The organism is Parasutterella sp., assembly GCF_057870745.1.
Genome location: NZ_DBMALT010000036.1, coordinates 1 through 16,134 on the forward strand (window position 1 = coordinate 1; position 16,134 = coordinate 16,134).

General features: G+C 45.9%; 15 protein-coding genes. 10 read left to right on the plus strand and 5 right to left on the minus strand.

Annotated features, from left to right (window positions below; genetic code table 11):
* Nucleotides 1–354: 354 nt before the first annotated feature.
* Genes ACZND6_RS09700 through ACZND6_RS09710 form a run of 3 tightly spaced genes read left to right on the plus strand, consistent with a single transcriptional unit; the run spans nt 355 to nt 4,173 of the window.
* Nucleotides 355–2,142: a sensor histidine kinase gene (locus tag ACZND6_RS09700; protein ID WP_278417749.1), complete on the plus strand. Its 1,788-nt coding sequence runs from the start codon at nt 355–357 to the stop codon at nt 2,140–2,142.
* Complete coding sequence (locus ACZND6_RS09705; protein ID WP_021868060.1) at nt 2,139–2,753, plus strand: response regulator transcription factor; 615 nt, start codon at nt 2,139–2,141, stop codon at nt 2,751–2,753. The genes ACZND6_RS09700 and ACZND6_RS09705 overlap by 4 nt, the downstream gene beginning before the upstream one ends.
* Entirely contained in the window at nt 2,746–4,173 is a 1,428-nt protein-coding gene (locus tag ACZND6_RS09710; RefSeq protein WP_008810111.1) for an FAD-dependent oxidoreductase, read from the plus strand. Before ACZND6_RS09705 ends, ACZND6_RS09710 begins: the two co-directional genes overlap by 8 nt.
* 490 nt (nt 4,174–4,663) lie before the next feature.
* Here the strand turns inward: ACZND6_RS09710 and ACZND6_RS09715 are convergent, their stop codons facing one another.
* The 4 genes from ACZND6_RS09715 to ACZND6_RS09730 form a co-directional block, all read right to left on the minus strand.
* Nucleotides 4,664–4,804 (minus strand): hypothetical protein, encoded by a 141-nt coding sequence (locus ACZND6_RS09715; protein ID WP_240141205.1) that lies wholly within the window; start codon nt 4,802–4,804, stop codon nt 4,664–4,666.
* Nucleotides 4,805–5,187: 383 nt separating this feature from the next.
* Complete coding sequence (locus tag ACZND6_RS09720; RefSeq protein WP_021868057.1) at nt 5,188–6,225, minus strand: threonine aldolase family protein; 1,038 nt, start codon at nt 6,223–6,225, stop codon at nt 5,188–5,190.
* An 82-nt stretch (nt 6,226–6,307) separates the two neighbouring features.
* Nucleotides 6,308–7,771, minus strand: coding sequence for a leucyl aminopeptidase (locus ACZND6_RS09725; protein ID WP_008810114.1), 1,464 nt, complete (start codon nt 7,769–7,771; stop codon nt 6,308–6,310).
* 163 nt (nt 7,772–7,934) lie between these two features.
* Nucleotides 7,935–8,837, minus strand: coding sequence for a DMT family transporter (locus ACZND6_RS09730; RefSeq protein ID WP_489524609.1), 903 nt, complete (start codon nt 8,835–8,837; stop codon nt 7,935–7,937).
* Between the two features lie 163 nt (nt 8,838–9,000).
* On the opposite strand from ACZND6_RS09730, the gene ACZND6_RS09735 reads away from it, so the two are divergent.
* The 7 genes from ACZND6_RS09735 to ACZND6_RS09765 all read left to right on the plus strand — a co-directional run bounded on the left by ACZND6_RS09735 (nt 9,001) and on the right by ACZND6_RS09765 (nt 14,939).
* Entirely contained in the window at nt 9,001–10,407 is a 1,407-nt protein-coding gene (locus ACZND6_RS09735) for an FAD-binding oxidoreductase (RefSeq protein ID WP_278851457.1), read from the plus strand.
* A gap of 47 nt (nt 10,408–10,454) precedes the next feature.
* Nucleotides 10,455–11,606, plus strand: coding sequence for an asparaginase (locus ACZND6_RS09740; RefSeq protein ID WP_021868053.1), 1,152 nt, complete (start codon nt 10,455–10,457; stop codon nt 11,604–11,606).
* Nucleotides 11,606–12,031 carry a DUF4186 domain-containing protein gene (locus ACZND6_RS09745; protein ID WP_008863750.1) on the plus strand — a complete coding sequence of 142 codons (426 nt, stop codon included), beginning with the start codon at nt 11,606–11,608 and terminating at the stop codon, nt 12,029–12,031. The genes ACZND6_RS09740 and ACZND6_RS09745 overlap by 1 nt, the downstream gene beginning before the upstream one ends.
* A 155-nt stretch (nt 12,032–12,186) precedes the next feature.
* The gene (locus tag ACZND6_RS09750) at nt 12,187–12,951 is read left to right on the plus strand and encodes a GDSL-type esterase/lipase family protein (RefSeq protein WP_008810119.1); all 765 of its coding nucleotides are present in this window, start codon (nt 12,187–12,189) and stop codon (nt 12,949–12,951) included.
* A 27-nt stretch (nt 12,952–12,978) separates the two neighbouring features.
* Entirely contained in the window at nt 12,979–13,398 is a 420-nt protein-coding gene (locus ACZND6_RS09755; protein ID WP_008863749.1) for a cyclophilin-like fold protein, read from the plus strand.
* A 5-nt stretch (nt 13,399–13,403) separates the two neighbouring features.
* Entirely contained in the window at nt 13,404–14,348 is a 945-nt protein-coding gene (locus ACZND6_RS09760; protein WP_244862377.1) for a DUF362 domain-containing protein, read from the plus strand.
* 18 nt (nt 14,349–14,366) lie between these two features.
* Nucleotides 14,367–14,939 (plus strand): flavodoxin, encoded by a 573-nt coding sequence (locus ACZND6_RS09765; RefSeq protein ID WP_021868048.1) that lies wholly within the window; start codon nt 14,367–14,369, stop codon nt 14,937–14,939.
* Nucleotides 14,940–15,005: 66 nt separating this feature from the next.
* Here ACZND6_RS09765 and ACZND6_RS09770 read toward each other — a convergent pair whose 3' ends face one another.
* A complete protein-coding gene (locus ACZND6_RS09770) occupies nt 15,006–16,055 on the minus strand; it encodes a type II asparaginase (protein ID WP_300876221.1) in 1,050 nt (349 codons plus the stop codon).
* Nucleotides 16,056–16,134 lie beyond the last annotated feature (79 nt).

Sequence of the window (16,134 nt, forward strand, 5' to 3'; positions counted from 1 at the left end):
TCCTTCTAACTGACATGGAATCACCTTTAATGAGAATTTTGTCACTTTCATTTTGCTCCCTCTATCTCGCTGGGAGCAAAGGGGTTCCATGTCATTAAATTTGAGGTTCTCAGAGGTTCTATTTCTGTAAGAAAATCCTCCTTCAGGACTCGAGTTCTTCTTCACTGAGGCAAATCCCCTAAAAATGCTAATGGGTTATTCGCAGAGAATAAATCCTATAGAAAATTTAATATAGTGAAGCTTATAATCAGTTTTAGGTGGGTTATATTTATTTAAAAAACTACTAGAAATTGGCCTTGCATGTCCTCTTCACACAGGCAGAATGTGGAAAGTTAAAAAATAAGATAGAAAGCGATGTACTTCAATAAAAGAAAAAGAGCACCGAAAATACTGAAGCTGCTTGTCGTCGTCTTATCGCTGGGCGCCTCGATATGTTTTTCAGCCGACAAAACGGATATCAGGGTCGGCATTATTGATTCTTTTAATCCGGAGTTCGCGACGACCACACTCGAACCTACCTTACGATATCTCAACCAAAAATTACCCAACTATCACTTCGTTGCCGTTCCTTTGAATTCGGTAAACCCAGAAAAAGAATTAAAAAACAACCCGGTTGATTTTCTCATCAGTTCAGCAGGTACATTTCATGAACTAAGTATTTCTATAGGCATCGTTCATATTGCCACTCGTAAAACCATTCTCTCTGACGACCCTTCAGCTTCCGAGGGCGCAGCTTTCGTTACATTGGCTAAGAGAGCAGATCTCATTGAGCTCAAAGACCTGCAGGGTAAAGTCGCTGCCGCCTCTCAGCCGAATTCTTTCGACGGCTGGCTTGTCGGACAGCACGAACTCTTCAAAAACGGTCTGAACCCTGAGAAATTCTTCAAGCGGTCTGTTTTTACCCATTTTCAATTTCCTGATGCGTTAATGCTACTCATTCAAGGAGAAGCAGATGTCGCGATCCTTTCAGCCTGTGTCTTGGAAGAACTCTCTCAAGAGGGGCTTATTGAGTCATCCGATTTCAAGGTTATTTCGCAAAAACCAAGGGATGTTTTGAAGTGTGCGCGGTCTACAGATCTTTATCCCGGAATCGTCTTTGCTGCTCGAGAGAATATTCCTCCGAAACTCATGTGGGAAGTGACTTCGTCTTTGATCAGCATGCCGCCGACCAACGACTATGAATGGACGATTGCAAGTCGGTTCTCTAAAGTGGATGAACTTTTCCGAGATCTGCAGCTCGGGCCTTACCAATATTTAAAAGATTGGAGTCCTGCCGGCATCTTTAAGCGCTTCAAGACAGAAATCTTACTGACCTGTGGCTTGCTTCTTCTTTTAATCCTTAACTCACTATACCTGAGACGAACAGTTGCGAGAAGAACGCTTCAAGTAAGACGAACACTGAATCGCCAAATAAAAATAGAGAAGGAATATCGGGACTCTCGAAACCGATTGGCACAAATGGAAAAATTCGGTGTCATCAATCAGATGTCGGGCATGCTCGCACACGAAGTCCAACAGCCTTTGATGGCCATTAACAATTATTTGGCCGGCTTGCGTGTGTATTTGAAGTCAAAGGGCTTCTCTGATGCCGTTACGGAACAAGCTATCGGTTCTTTAGAACATAACAGCGAACGTATCGGAAGCATTGTGACACGCGTCAGAGGATACGCAAAACAAAAGAAGGGCGAAATGAAAAGCTGTGACTTAACTGCCATTGCTTTAAGCGCACTTAATGTATTGAAGGCACTGAAGTTTGAGCACGTCGAGGTTACTTCTGACTTACCTTCAGAGGCTAGAGTAGTCGGCGATCCGCTGGAACTCGAACTGCTCATCATTAACTTACTTAAAAATGCCTGCAGCGCCGTGGAAAAACAACCCAAGCCGATAGTTGATTTAAAAATCGGAAGCCTCGACGACAGCCATTGGTGTTTGAGTGTCTCGGATAACGGGCCGACGCTTGATGACAAATCCTTCGCCAGACTTAAGACACTGGGAGACAGTGTCAAACCGGAAGGCATGGGCATCGGTCTTTCGATCGTCCGCGGTATTGCAGATAAACACGGAGCGGAACTGGAATTCATCAGACTGCCGAAAGGCGGAATCTGCAGCCGTGTGGTAATTGATAAGGAGGAATGTAAATGACAACCCCGCTGGTTCGTATTGTGGATGATGATGCGGATGCACGATCTTCTTCTTCGTTTTTTCTGAGCATGATGGGTCTGGAAATCAAAGAGTATGACAGCGCTTATCGCTTTTTGGAAGAAGACGACATGAATCGTCCCGGGTGCATCATTTTGGATGTCCGTATGCCGGATATGACCGGCATGGAGCTTCAGGTTAAACTGAATCAAAAGGACTGCCGCCTTCCGATTATATTTCTTTCCGGACACGGAGAATTAGACATGGCCGTCCACGCCTTAAAACGCGGCGCTTCTGATTTTCTTCAAAAATCGGCTAAACCCGAACGCTTGCTAGCCGCTGTCAAAAAAGCTGTCACGGCCAGTATGGAAGAATACGAATCCGGCAATGAGATAGAAACACTCCGAAAAATCTATGATTCTCTGACGCCCCGTGAAAAAGAGGTCGTTCTCGGAGTCGCCAAAGGGGAGCTCAATAAAGTCATAGGCTACAACCTTGGTATCAGCGAGAGGACCGTAAAAATGCACCGAGCAAACCTCTGCAGCAAACTTAATGTCACCAGCGCTGTCGAGATGGCAGCGTTTTTACGCAAAATCGGAGTTTTAAATGCTTAGAAGAAGCTTTGCAGCAGGTTTGAGTTTGTTCGCTGCTTTTCCACTTTCGGTTTTTGCGCAGTCAGATGCCGAAAAGAAATTCGATTTAATCATTATCGGTATCGGGGTAGCCGGTTTATCGACTGCGGTTTCTGCTGCACAAAGCGGCGTAAAAAATACTCTTCTTATCGATAAAGCGGCTTTCGTAGGAGGACATTCTGCACTTTCCGGCGGCTCAGTCAATGCAGTCGATCCGGAAGTTCAAATGAAGCAGGGCATCAAAGACAGCCCTGAGCTTTGGTTCAGACAAATCATGGAAGCGGGAGAATTCCAAAGCGATCCAATACTCGTTAATACCTTAGTAAATAATGCTCATTCAACTCTTCATTGGTTAAGAGAAATCGGCATCCCTTTCGATGACCAAGTCTTCGAAGCGTGGGGCGGAAAGTTCCAGCGGGCGCATTCTGCCGGTCAAAAACGAAACGGAATGACGTACGTTCGAATTATGAATCAAAAAGCTCGCTCCCTCGGTGTCAAGGTACGGCTGAGAACTGAAGCGGTTAGTCTTTTAGAAAATAACGGGCAAGTTATCGGAGTAAGAGTCAAAACCCGAGAGGGGAAATTAGAAGATCTTCAAGCAAAAGATATTGTGATTGCCACAGGAGGTTTCACGGCAAACGTTCCCATGCGTCTGAAATACGATGAGCGCTTAGATGCTTCATTGTTCACAACTGCGAATCCGACGGGCAGAGGCTTTGACGGATCCACTGGAGACGGAATTTTATTAGCAGAAAAAACCGGCGCACAGACGGTTGATATGGAGGCCATACAGCTTATTCCGCTCAGAGGCGGCAGACTGCTCAACTATGTGGGCGGAGATATTTTTGTCGACAGTTCAGGAAAGCGTTTCGTCGACGAAAGCAAAGGGGTTAAGGCTATCGGAGAAGCCTACCTGAATTTACCGGACAGAGTATTCTGGGTCATTACGGATTCTCAATCACAAAAGAGTTTGGATTTAGATGCCAAACTTCTCTCCGGTACAGTTCGAATGGCCGACTCCGTCGCCGAAATGGCCAAGAAAATGCATGTCAGCCCTAAAGTTCTTCAAGAAACCCTGGATCGGTATAACAAATTTGCAGAGCTGGGGGAAGATAAAGATTTTGGGAAGAAGATATTTACCCAGAAAATTGATAAACCGCCGTTTTATTTCGGACGAGAGCAGTTTGATATTCACTACAGCTGCGGCGGGTTAAAAATTAATAAAAAATGCCAAGTCATCGGAAAAGAAAGTAAACCGATTCCGAATCTTTATGCCGTCGGTGAAGTCACCGGAGGTATTCACGGAAGGGATCGTTTAGGCGGAGACTCTCTTATTTCCTGCTTTGTTTTTGGAAAGATCGCAGGAGAGGAAATTGCGAAGAAACAGAAGGATCTCAAATAATCTCCATTCCTATTTAAAAGGATAAAGTTAATTACTCAAAACTTTCTCCTAGAAATATTGAAATATAAAATTAAAACGTTACTTATTACTAGAGCTCGATTAATATTTTCCAAAATATTAACTCAATTTAAATAAGATTCTACTCCTCGAGAAATCCTCTCATTTATCTTTCTAATTCACTTTTTCTCCTGAAAATATTTGCCGCTAGATTATTTTTTTTACACAATATATGTCTCACTCCTTATTTAACAAAGGAGGAATGCCTTTTACCCTAGAGAATTTTTCAGTTATTTTCATCTCCGTTAATATTTTTATTTTTCATAGAAATTTGACCGGTATTTATTCTGGCACTGATTATCCTTTCTACAGCATTTGAGACTTTCGGATCGATATTTACTAGAACATCGTCCCATTATCTTCGTCCAATTCTACGGTCAGCAGCTCGGAAAATATCCAAAGTTCCCCAATCATCTTTAAGTATAATGAATGATTACCTGTCCGCATTGAGATAAACGTTAATCAAATCTGAAATGTCGCTTGCCGAACTTCTATAAACCAAATACATTTCTTTGTAGTTCAGCTTGGCGGAACAATCTTTTGGCCAGTCCCAAATAATTTCATCATTCAGCATCAGAAAATATCTCGGACACACGGAATCAACATGGCCAGGAATTCTGTAAATCGCACAATGAAACTGTAAACGTATATTCAGATCAAAAATTGTGTAAATTCTTCTCTGTAATTTAGACCATCGTCTTGGCATTCTCTACTTCTTATCCTTTGCCAATACGATATATCGACTTGCGTTAAAAAATGGCGTAACAAATTCAATACCATTATTTTTTATTATATAACATTTTTATTGATAAGACCAATAATCAAATAGAATTTGTATAAAATACCAGTATTTAATTTAATATGTTATTTTATTAGGAAGTAATTAAATCAACAGATTCTGTTTTATTCAGATAAAAAAAGAGGCCGATTAGGGCCTCAATTTCTCTTTTTTAACAATTACAGCGATTTAATACTTTCAAGAAGTTTATCTATGCTTTCTTTCGGAGTTGCCCAACTTGTGCAAAAACGAACTAAGAATTCCTCTTGTCCGACGTCACCTTCACATTCAAATGCATAATCTTTAGAAAGTTTGTCTTTTGCATCTCGAGGAAGGAATAAAAATTGCTGATTAGACGGAGAGTCCACTAAGAAACGATAGCCTTTATCTTTAAAAGCTTCTTTAATTCTCATTGCCTGATCAACGGCGTGTTTACCCATTTCTTCGTAAAGACCGTCTGTAAATAAGGCTTCAAACTGAACGCCGAGGAGGCGTCCTTTTGCGAGCATAGAGCAATTCTGCTTAATCATGCTCCGGAAATTGGCGTCTAAGCCGTTGCCTCTCGGAAATACAATCGCTTCCCCCATCAAAATACCGACCTTTGTTCCGCCAATATAGAAAACATCGGTCAGGCGATCGATATCTTCCAAAGTGACGTCGTTGCCCGGGCTTTGTAAGCCGTAGCCAAGACGAGCGCCATCAAGATAAAGCGGAATCACAAATTCCTGACAAACTTCAGAAAGAGCCTGAAGTTCCGATTTGGAATAGACAGTTCCTAATTCAGTGGGCGAGGAAATATAGACCATGCCGGGCTGGACCATGTGTTCATGTGTCGGATCAGCCCAATAGCTTTCAAGATAATTTCTGAGTGTTTCGGCAGAGAGTTTTCCGTCTTTGCCTTCCAGACCAATGACCTTATGTCCCGTCGCTTCAACGGCACCGGCTTCATGAACATTGATATGACCGCTCTTGCAGCAGACACAACCTTGATAAGGTCTCAAAAGCGAAGCTATGACCGTTACATTGGCAGGTGTTCCGCCTGTGACAAAGTAAACATTGGCCAAAGGATCTTCACAGGCTTCACGAATGAGTTCCTGAGCATGTGCGCAATGGGAATCTGCTCCGTAACCGGGAGATTGTTCAAAATTGGTCTTAACCAGAGCTTCTAAAACTTTAGGATGGGCGCCTTCGGCGTAGTCGCATTCAAATCGGATCATTTTTAGAGACGAAGAGGTTGAGGAATGCTTGAAATAATAGGACAAAAAACGGGGCCGAAGCCCCGCGGCGAATCAAAGCTTTTTATTCAGCCTGATCTTTTAAGAAGTTAATCAGAAGGGGAACCGGACGGCCGGTTGACCCTTTTTCTTTTCCGCTCTTATTAGCAACACCTGCGATGTCCAAGTGAGCCCACGGTGTATCACCGACAAATTCTTCCAAGAAGGCAGCGGCGGTGCAGGCACCGGCGCCGCGAGAGTCGCTGATATTGGCGAGATCGGCAAAGTTGCTCTTCAAAGCCTTGGTAAAGGAAATATCCAGAGGCATTCTCCAGACCGGATCCATAGCAGTGTCGCCGGCCATCATGAGGGACACAGCCAGTTCTTCATCGTTGGAGAACAAACCTGCTATGTCGTTGCCTAAAGCAACAACGCATGCGCCGGTCAAAGTGGCTGCGTCCACAACGCACTTCGGTTTGAACTTATCGATGGTATAGGCGAGAACATCGCAGAGAACCAAACGACCTTCGGCATCGGTATTCAAAACTTCAACGGTCTTGCCGGCATAGCTCTTGAGAATGTCTCCCGGTTTAGTTGCGGAACTTCCGGGCATATTTTCTGTAAAGCCGACGGCAGCAACGATGTTCACCGGCAGCTTCATGGCTGCAGCGGTTGCGATAGAAGCGATCATGGCAGCAGCGCCGCACATGTCGTATTTCATTTCGTCCATTCCCTTAGCGGGTTTCAAAGAAATGCCACCGGAGTCAAACGTCAGTCCTTTACCGACCAAAGCAACCGGAGTATCGTCCTTCTTGCCGCCGTGGTATTCAATGACCACCATACGAGGTTTCTGGTGAGAGCCTTTAGCTACACCGAGCAGGCATCCCATACCCAGTTTTTCCATGGCTTTTTCGTCGAAGACGGTAACGTCAAGACCCAGAGAACCGGCAAGTTTCATGCATTCTTCAGCCATAAACTTCGGTGTGCAGAGATTTGCCGGCATATCTCCGTACTGTTTGGCCATCTGAACACCGACACCGACGGATACGCCTTCGGCATAAGCTTTTTCAACGTCCTTGTTTTCATCAGGAACGTAGAGGTCAATGTTTTTAGGCTTCTTCCAGTTGATGTCAAACGTTTTGTAGTTCTTAGGGCGATCAAGGGCTGTGCAGGCAATAAAACCGGACTGTTCGGCGATCCATTCAGGAACTTCATCCGGCAGCCACTCAAGGGTGGTCAGGACGACTTCTTTGCCAAGGTAAGCATTGTCGATACCGAGTTTTAAAACACGCTGGAAGTCTCTGGCTTTGCATTTTCCTAAGCCGACGAACACAACACGTTCGGCCTTACATCCGGGGAAGTCGCGGAAAACCGCAACCTTGCCGACGCAAGGATGTATATCTCCGGCTTCAATCCAGCGAGAGACGACGCCTTCGGAAGCCTTATCGAGCGCTTCGGCAGTCGGAGTAAGACCGCCGGCAGGAATTCCGACAACCAGAGCTCCGCATTCGAGCTTTAAAACATCACCGCTAACCATTGAAAATTTCATATTTTTTGTTCCTTATGATTCGCAAACAATTTTTCCATTATAGGAAGAGTGGAGTGATGTGCTGAAATATTGAGAGCATTTCAGGGACCAAACTTAGAAGAAATTCGCCGGAACATCCTCAGCGAGGAAGTGCCGGCGATAGAAAAAAAGATAACGGTTTAGACTAGGCAGTTTTTGATTGCGAGGTCTTTGCCTTTTCTTTCAAGAACTTATTTTCCCGACGAACGAAGTAACTCGACATCAATCCGGAGAAAACAATAATCAGCATTCCGCAAATAACAGGGAAGGTCGCCGGTTCGAGGAAAAGGATTTCTCCCAAAATCGTTGAGAAAAGAATGACGGTGTACTGAAGAGAACTCGACAGAACCAGATTGCCTCTGGAGAAAGCTCTGGTCAGACAGAATTGACCGCCGGTTGCACAGATACAAAGTCCCAAAATGTATAAGGCGCCCTTAACGCTCCAGGGATAGAAGCCGCCGGTGAGGAATGTTCCGATGAGGCCGCAAATCGCACCGACCAGAACAAGGTAAAAAATAATTCGTGTTTCCGGCTCATGAAGCATGCCGAGTTTCTTAACAAACGTTGTGGCATTTGCAGTGAAAAAGCCCGCGGCTAAACCCACTACAGCGGCATAGTATTCATGCGGTCCGATGGTTGGTCCGAGCATGATCACGACGCCGATAAAACCGAAAAGCACCATCGCCATCAGCCCCCAGTTCACTCGAGCGTGATGGAGCAGGGAAGTCGTCAGAATGTAAGCCCCGACAAACAACGGCGACGTGTAATTCAATGTCATCGCCAGTCCGATATTCAGATGAGAGACGGAATAAATGCCGCAGATGATTGAAAGAGTGCCGCACATCGAGCGGATCAAATGCTGCCAAGGATGAGTTGTGGAAAGCGTAATTCCACTGAAACGCATAACGCCGTAAAAGAGGACAACGCCGAAAATTGATCTGAAAAAGAGAATTTCCCAGCTACCGATGCCTTCGAATCCGGAATATTTCACGAATACGGCATAAAAGGCATAAAACAATGCCGCAACCACCATCCAAAGAGACTGCACCGAACATCCTCCTAAAAAAAGACATCTTAGCCGTCAAATCTTTTGCATAGAAAACTATGGATCACAATATTTTCAAGGAATCTGTTCGATCGATATTTTTATCAGGGTAAAAGGGCGAATTTTTTGACTAAACTTTCCTGAATATTTACTGCTCAGAAAAGCCATGAAAGAAGAACTCAAATCGCTTTTTGCCGAAATTGTCGGCCTCAATAACGTCATTGATGATCCGGCTCTTTTCGGACCTTACACGGATGATTTCACAGACCACTACGTCTCAAAGCCTTTGGCTGTCGTCCGCCCCTCTACCACCGAACAAGTTTCAAAGATCGTCAAACTTTGCGCTCAATACAACGTTCCCATCGTCACCCAGGGCGGCAATACAAGTCTGACAGGCGCAGCGACAACTTATCGACCGGATGCTGAAATCGTCCTGTCCATGACAAAAATGAAAAACGTCATCGACGCGGACCCACTTTCAGACACATTAACCGTTCAAGCCGGAATGACATTGGCCGAAGTGCATGAAGCTGCAGAAAGTGTTAATCGTTTCTTCCCGCTGTCTTTTGCGGCAGAAGGCAACGCAACCATCGGCGGCTGCTGTGCCTGTAATGCCGGCGGAGTAGCCGTACTGCGTTACGGAACAACACGCGACTTGGTTCTCGGCGTTGAAGTCGTCCTTCCCGACGGCCGCATTTACAACGGTTTGAGACGTCTTCGTAAGGACAACACCGGATACGATTTCAAAGATTTATTCTTGGGCAGCGAAGGAACCATCGGCATTATTACTGCCGTCGTTCTGAAACTCTTCCCGGCGGCGAAAGAAAAGGAAACTGCTTTTTGCTGTCTGAACAGTATTCAGGACGCCGGAAAGCTTCTGAACCGATTCAAGATGAAAGCCGGCTCTTCTCTGACAGCTTTCGAGTTGATCAGCGATTTGCCGATCGAGCGAGTTAAAAAGTACCTGCCTGATATCGAAGTGCCTCCGCTCAGCGACTCTCCCTGGAAAGTATTGGTTGAACTTTCTCTGGAAAAGAAGCCTCAGGAAAGCATGATGGAACACATCTTGGAAGGTGCGTTTGAAGACGGAGAAATCACCGATGCCGCCATTGCCAGCTCTCTGCAGGATTCCCATACCTTCTGGCATGTTCGCGAATCAATCCCTCTGGCCGACAGAACGGCCGGCGGCAGTATCCATAGCGATGTCAGCCTCCCCATTTCTTTAATCCCTGAGTTCGTCGAAGAAACAAGCGCAATGCTTTTATCCGCTTATCCCTGGCTCGGGCTTTCTATCTATGGGCACTTGGGCGACGGAAACCTTCATTTCAATTTCGTCAGTCCCGAAGACCCGGGTGCAACCTACCGAAATGAAGAAGGAATTCGAGAAATTCTTTATAGTCAGGTTAATAAATTCGAGGGCTCGATTTCAGCCGAACACGGCATCGGAATGCTGAAACTTGACCATAATTACCAATTCAAGGATCCTTTGGAGATTGAAATGATGCGCAAGATCAAAAACGCTTTTGATCCGAAGGGCATCATGAATCCCGGGAAGCTCTTGAAAACGGAATAACCAACGAGGAAACTGTGGGTAAGAAATCAAAGAAAAAGGAAAAGAAGATGGCAGTCAAAGAAACTCGAAAACTCGCCAAAGAGGAACCTTCCGACATTGCATCCGAAGTTCTCGATGACGGTTACATCGATGTCATGGATGACAAAACCGTTGCTCTTTTCCCTTTGGGCGACATGATTATTCCCACAGGCATCGACTACAAACCCGGTGATCCTGAAGAAGATGCATTGGCGGTAACCGATGCGCTTCCTGAAATTGAAGATCTTTGCTTCTTAGAAGTTCCGAAGTTTTTTTCTTTAAAGGGCAGTGTGGTCACACCGGCGATGATGCTTGAGCTTTCCCGAGCCGTCCAAAGGGTTTTGATTCGCCCGGAAGTCTCAGGCGTTGTCGTTACTCAGCCTGCGGACAATATTGAAGAAACAGCTTATTTCGTCAGCATTTCTTTATCGGATGTATTCCAGAATCAGAATTCCAAGCCGATCGTCTTTACGACCTGCATGAATCCCGAAGATCCGATGTTTGACGGGACCAAGAATCTTTTAGATTCCATTCGGGTTGCCTGTCACGACGTGAAGGGTGATATCCCAACGGTTGTCGTCTGCATGAACGGTGAGATCCATGCGGCGTCCCGCGCTCAGCTCACTCACACCAACAAGGCTTCTGCCTTGGCTTCTCCGGGCTGGGGCCCCGTCGGTTATGTCGACCGCGACAATGTTTATTTCCGCTGCGGTGCATTAGAGCTCGATACCGGTTTGAACTTCCCGATGCTCAAAAAGCTTACGGCCAAAGTTCCCGTTGTTAAAGCCATGTGCGGAGACGACGGTGCGCTTCTTGAAATGGTTCTTGAAAAAGAACCGGACGCCATCATCGTTGAAGGTTTCGGCCGCGGTAACCTTCCGGCCGGCATGATGCCTGCGATTAAAAAAGCGGTAAAGAAGGGCATTTTCGTTGTGATCTCGACAAGAGCTTCTTCCGGCCGTGTCTTAGACAGTACGGTTTTCCCGGGAAGCGTCGCGCAATGTCTTGAATCCGGCTGTTTGTTAGCCGGCGAAACGACTACCGCTAAAGCTAGACTTCTTTTGATGTACGTCCTTTCCCAGAAAGAAGCGATCCAACTAAAGAAAGAAGATCCTGAAAGATTCTTCGCCTACGTACAGGAATGTTTGGATCCGGTGCTCACCAATCGTCTCTTCGGTTAATGAGTCAAAAATTTGCTTCTATGGACGAGCTTTTCGAAGCGCTGAGCCATTCAGCGTTTCGAAGCAAGTTTCGTTTGTCTTACGCAGACAGAACTTATGCCGAGACTCGTAATGACGAGCTCTTGAAGAAACACGCCAAAGAAATTCTTCACGACAGAATCGGAAGCGCGAATCCGAAAAACGACGGCAAACAGACGCCGTACAAGGGACATCCGATCTTTACTGCGCAGCACGCGACCGGATGCTGCTGCCGCGGCTGTCTTTATAAGTGGCATGGGATCGACAAAGGCAGAGAACTAACGGAAGAAGAACTCAATACCCTGAGCGATGTGATCTTGGAGTGGATTCATCGAGACTTACAAAAACCGACTCCGAAGAAAAGAGTACGCAAAGGCGAGACTTTGGATCTTTTCGACCAAGATTAAGTTTCCTTTTTTGAAGGTTTTCAACACATTCCAGGAAGGCTTCTTTAGAAGCTTTCGGACTCAACCTAACTAAAAGTTATAACTAACCATCCATAAATAGTATTGGATTGAGAAGAAAAGAATTTTTATGATGGAGGCATATTGAAGGAGAAACTATGCCTCTTAACCGCCGTTCATTCCTCGGACTTTCAACAATTCTTTTGAGTTCTCCGCTTCCGGTATTTTCTTCGGAAAATAAACAAGCCAAGAGAATCTTGGTATACGGAGATTCGAATTCTTTCGGATGGGCCTGGAGCCCTGAAAAAGACATCTATCGTCTTCCAATCGATCAAATTTGGCCTCAGGTCATGGCTCAAAAACTTGGTCCTAACTATGAAGTCGAAGTTAATGCCTTGGGCGGCCGAACGGTAAAAAGAGATCAAAAGGACGGCAACGGAACCGGCAAGAGCCTTTCCGGTAAGTTGTTCAACGGGATGGTTTCACTTCCTGCGGTTCTTTCCGAAAACCTTCCTCTGGATATAGTCATTGTCATGCTCGGAACCAATGACGCGAATTCAAGATACAAGAACAATGCAAAAGCGATCGCCGATGACCTTGAAGAGATGATTCGTATGATTCAAGCAGGTGAATGGCAATCCAACACTAAATTTAAGACACCAAAAGTCTTAGTCATTGCACCCCCGCTCCAGCCTAACGAAACAGCTTACGGCGACGCTTTCAGCGGCGCAGAAAAAATCACCAAAGAGCTTCCGCCGCTTCTGCAGGAAAAATGCCGAATTCTTGGAGCCGAATACATAAACGCTCAAGACTTCGTGAAAGGCATTCCGGGACAGATTGACCGTGTTCACCTTTCCCCGGAACAACACAAAGTTTTAGGCGAGGCGGCAGCTGCAAAGGTCAAAGAAATCTTTGCGCATTAATTGTTGAAAGGATTCTAGGAGGCCTTAATGAAACTTCTGACCGCTGCCGCTGCAATTACGACTTGTTTACTTATGTCCGGAAATGTCATGGCTCAAAACATTCAGATCAAAGTGGATGGCAAAGCTTACGCCGGGGGATTAAATGGTAACGATGCCGCGAAAGACTTTGCTGCAAAGCTTCCGCTCAAACTTAAGTTTGAGGATTTCGGATCGACGGAACGGATTTCGTATTTACCGAAATCATTGAACCTAGGATCCGCGCCTAGAAGCTGCGATCCTCAAAAAGGCGATATTACCTATTACATCCCATGGGGAAACCTGGCGGTTTTTGTCAGAGACTTTCGTCCGTCTGACAACTTAGTCCCGCTCGGAAAACTTTCTCCGGAAGCGCTTAAAGCCATCCAAGAAAGCGGCTCCAAAGATGTTGAAATCAGTCTTGTTAAGTGAACGATATGGAAACAACAGGATTTTTGAGAAGAACGATTCTTTTAACAGCGGCAGCAATGCCGATGATAGGCAGTAAAGTGTTTGCAGCAACTCCGAATCAAGGTGCATCCACGGTCTATTTCTCTAAAGACATCAATGCGGAGAACTTTTTAGCAATTTATGACCGGCTTAGAAAAGACGCCAACCTTCCGGAAGACAGAAGACTCTCCGGCATCAAACTTCACGGCGATGATGTCGATACGAATCGAGGTATGTGGGAAGCATTGCTGAATCACATTCCGAACAGCAAGTTTGTTGAATGCAACTATGCCTCAATCTATCCGGCCGGAAGAGGCAATACGCAAGGAAATATTAGAGCGATAACGGCTCAAGGCGTCGACAAGAATCGCCTCGATATCTTGGATCGCAACAACGAATACACGGAAGTTCCGATCAAAGGCGGTAAAGAACTGAAATCTGTCTCTGCGCCGACGGCTCTATTGAAAGAGTATGGCTGCGTTGCAGTGACGGCTAATTTCCGAATTCCGAGTTTTGCGGGATTTTCGGGTGCGTGTAAAAACGTCGGCATCGGTTTAGCCAGCGGAGAGGGCAAGACTCAAGTTCATGGTCTGGGAGTCAGAAAAGATGCAGGATTCTTCCGAAGACTCGCCGATGCTTCAAAAGGCATTCACGATGCAATGGACAATCGACTGCTTTTTATTAACGTGGTCTCAAACATTCACGTTGATCCGCTGAAAGGTACTAAAGTCCGAACAGGCAATCTCGGCATCGTCGGATCTCTGGATTTGCTCGCTGCCGACCAAGCCGCGGCAGACTTAATTTACGGTCTGACTCCTGCTGAGTACAACGCTTATTCGCTCCAAGAAAAGATTGACAGAGGCTTCTTACAACTCGAGTACTTGGACGAAATCAAAGCCGGAAACCGCACCTACAAGCTCATAACACTCTAATTTTTATAGGAAAAAAAGATGAAAAAACTCCTCATTGCCACACTTCTTGGTTTAACTGCCGCTAGTGCACAAGTTCAGGCCAAAACACTTCTTGTCTATTACAGCTTCACCGGAAATATTGAAAAGGCCGCTGTCGCCGTTAAAGACCAAACCTCGACGGATGTGATTCAGATTCAGCCGGCGCAAAAAGGCTTGAACTACGCGGCCAACAATTATTCTCTCGGAAGTGATTTGGTGGACCAAATTCGAAGCAAGCCTAATGATGCTTCTTCTTATCCCGCCATTGATCCGGTGGACGTTGACTTTTCAAAATATGACACCGTTATCATCGGTACACCGCTTTGGTGGAGCAATATGGCCGCACCTATGCAGACATTCTTGTTCCATAACGGAAAGGCAATGGCCGGCAAGAAAATCGGTTTGATTGTCTCCAGCGCCAGCAGTGGAATTTCCGGTGTTGAAAGAGACGCCAAACGCCTTATCCCTGAAGGTAATTTCACAAAGAGCCTTTGGATTCGTTCCTCTCAGTTTTCATCCGCTCCGAAAATGGTCGCGGAATGGCTGAAAGCCAACGGTCTGGCCTCTAAGTAATTTTTTCAATAAGAAAGGCGCCGAGGCGCCTTTCTTACTAAATATCAAGAAGATCTAATCGGCCAATTAATATTGGTCAAACATTCTCTGGATTTCTTTCGGATCCTGAGTCTTCGTCAAAGCAAGCTGCAGAAGCAGGCGAGCTTTCTGAGGGTTAAGTGTGTCGGATTCTAAGAAACCGGCCTTCGTCCACATCGGCAGAGAAACCGTCGTTGCACCGTTCGGTACGCGGGCACTTCTTACAACCACAACACCTTTAGCCACAGCGTCTTTCAGACCTTCCATTGTCGGGTTGGCGATGGAGCCGTTGCCTGTACCAGCGTGAATGATGCCTTTAGCACCGGCTGCAACAGCAGCGTCGGCCATAATACGGTCGTCGTCAACATGAGAGTAGATGATGTCAACGCGAGGCAGAGTCTCAAGCTTGCTGACGTCAAATTCGCTGTTGGTCGTGTGACGCTTTGTAGACTGCTTGTAGAAACGAACTTTGTTTCCGCTCACATAACCCATGGCGCCGAGTTCCGGAGACTTGAAGGTAGCTGGATTGGTCGTATTTGTCTTGGTGACATCGCGGGCACCGTTGATTTCATCATTCATGACGATCATGACGCCTTTGCCTTTTGCTTCAGGCGTAGAAGCAACGCGAACAGCTTCAAGAAGGTTCATAGGACCGTCGGCAGAAATGGCTGTGGCAGGGCGCATAGCGCCGACCAAAATCACAGGCTTGTCGCTCTTAGTAACAAGGTTCAGGAAGTAAGCGGTTTCTTCCAATGTATCGGTACCGTGGGTAATCACCACAGCGTCAACCTTCGGATCAGCCAGCAGTTCGTTAACGCGCTTGGCAAGTTTCAGCAAGGTCTTGGTATCCATATTGTTGGAAGAGATCTTGACGACCTGTTCACCGGAAACATTGGCATAGTCTTTCATTGCGGGAACCGCTTCGATCAAAGTCTGAATGCCTAAATCACCGGCTTTGTATCCGGTTGTCTGAGTGCTGGAAGCAGCAGTTCCGGCGATCGTTCCGCCTGTAGCCAAAATCTTAACGGAAGGAAGGTCAGCGGCAAAAGCTGTGGTGGCAGCCATCAGAGCTGCGGAAAGAAGGATTTTCTTGAACATTTTATTTATGCGTACAAAAAGTTAGCCTCAATCGCTAAATTGAGAAATTACCCACCTAAAAAGGCATTTTTAATCCCGG

Coding starts and splice junctions, on each gene's coding strand:
- ACZND6_RS09735 (WP_278851457.1), top strand. CDS start 9,001: ATGAAAGAAGAACTCAAATCGCTTTTTGCCGAAATTGTCGGCCTCAAT.
- ACZND6_RS09755 (WP_008863749.1), top strand. CDS start 12,979: ATGAAACTTCTGACCGCTGCCGCTGCAATTACGACTTGTTTACTTATG.
- ACZND6_RS09715 (WP_240141205.1), bottom strand. CDS start 4,804: ATGCTGAATGATGAAATTATTTGGGACTGGCCAAAAGATTGTTCCGCC.
- ACZND6_RS09760 (WP_244862377.1), top strand. CDS start 13,404: ATGGAAACAACAGGATTTTTGAGAAGAACGATTCTTTTAACAGCGGCA.
- ACZND6_RS09770 (WP_300876221.1), bottom strand. CDS start 16,055: ATGTTCAAGAAAATCCTTCTTTCCGCAGCTCTGATGGCTGCCACCACA.
- ACZND6_RS09705 (WP_021868060.1), top strand. CDS start 2,139: ATGACAACCCCGCTGGTTCGTATTGTGGATGATGATGCGGATGCACGA.
- ACZND6_RS09740 (WP_021868053.1), top strand. CDS start 10,455: ATGGCAGTCAAAGAAACTCGAAAACTCGCCAAAGAGGAACCTTCCGAC.
- ACZND6_RS09725 (WP_008810114.1), bottom strand. CDS start 7,771: ATGAAATTTTCAATGGTTAGCGGTGATGTTTTAAAGCTCGAATGCGGA.
- ACZND6_RS09700 (WP_278417749.1), top strand. CDS start 355: ATGTACTTCAATAAAAGAAAAAGAGCACCGAAAATACTGAAGCTGCTT.
- ACZND6_RS09765 (WP_021868048.1), top strand. CDS start 14,367: ATGAAAAAACTCCTCATTGCCACACTTCTTGGTTTAACTGCCGCTAGT.
- ACZND6_RS09750 (WP_008810119.1), top strand. CDS start 12,187: ATGCCTCTTAACCGCCGTTCATTCCTCGGACTTTCAACAATTCTTTTG.
- ACZND6_RS09720 (WP_021868057.1), bottom strand. CDS start 6,225: ATGATCCGATTTGAATGCGACTACGCCGAAGGCGCCCATCCTAAAGTT.
- ACZND6_RS09745 (WP_008863750.1), top strand. CDS start 11,606: ATGAGTCAAAAATTTGCTTCTATGGACGAGCTTTTCGAAGCGCTGAGC.
- ACZND6_RS09710 (WP_008810111.1), top strand. CDS start 2,746: ATGCTTAGAAGAAGCTTTGCAGCAGGTTTGAGTTTGTTCGCTGCTTTT.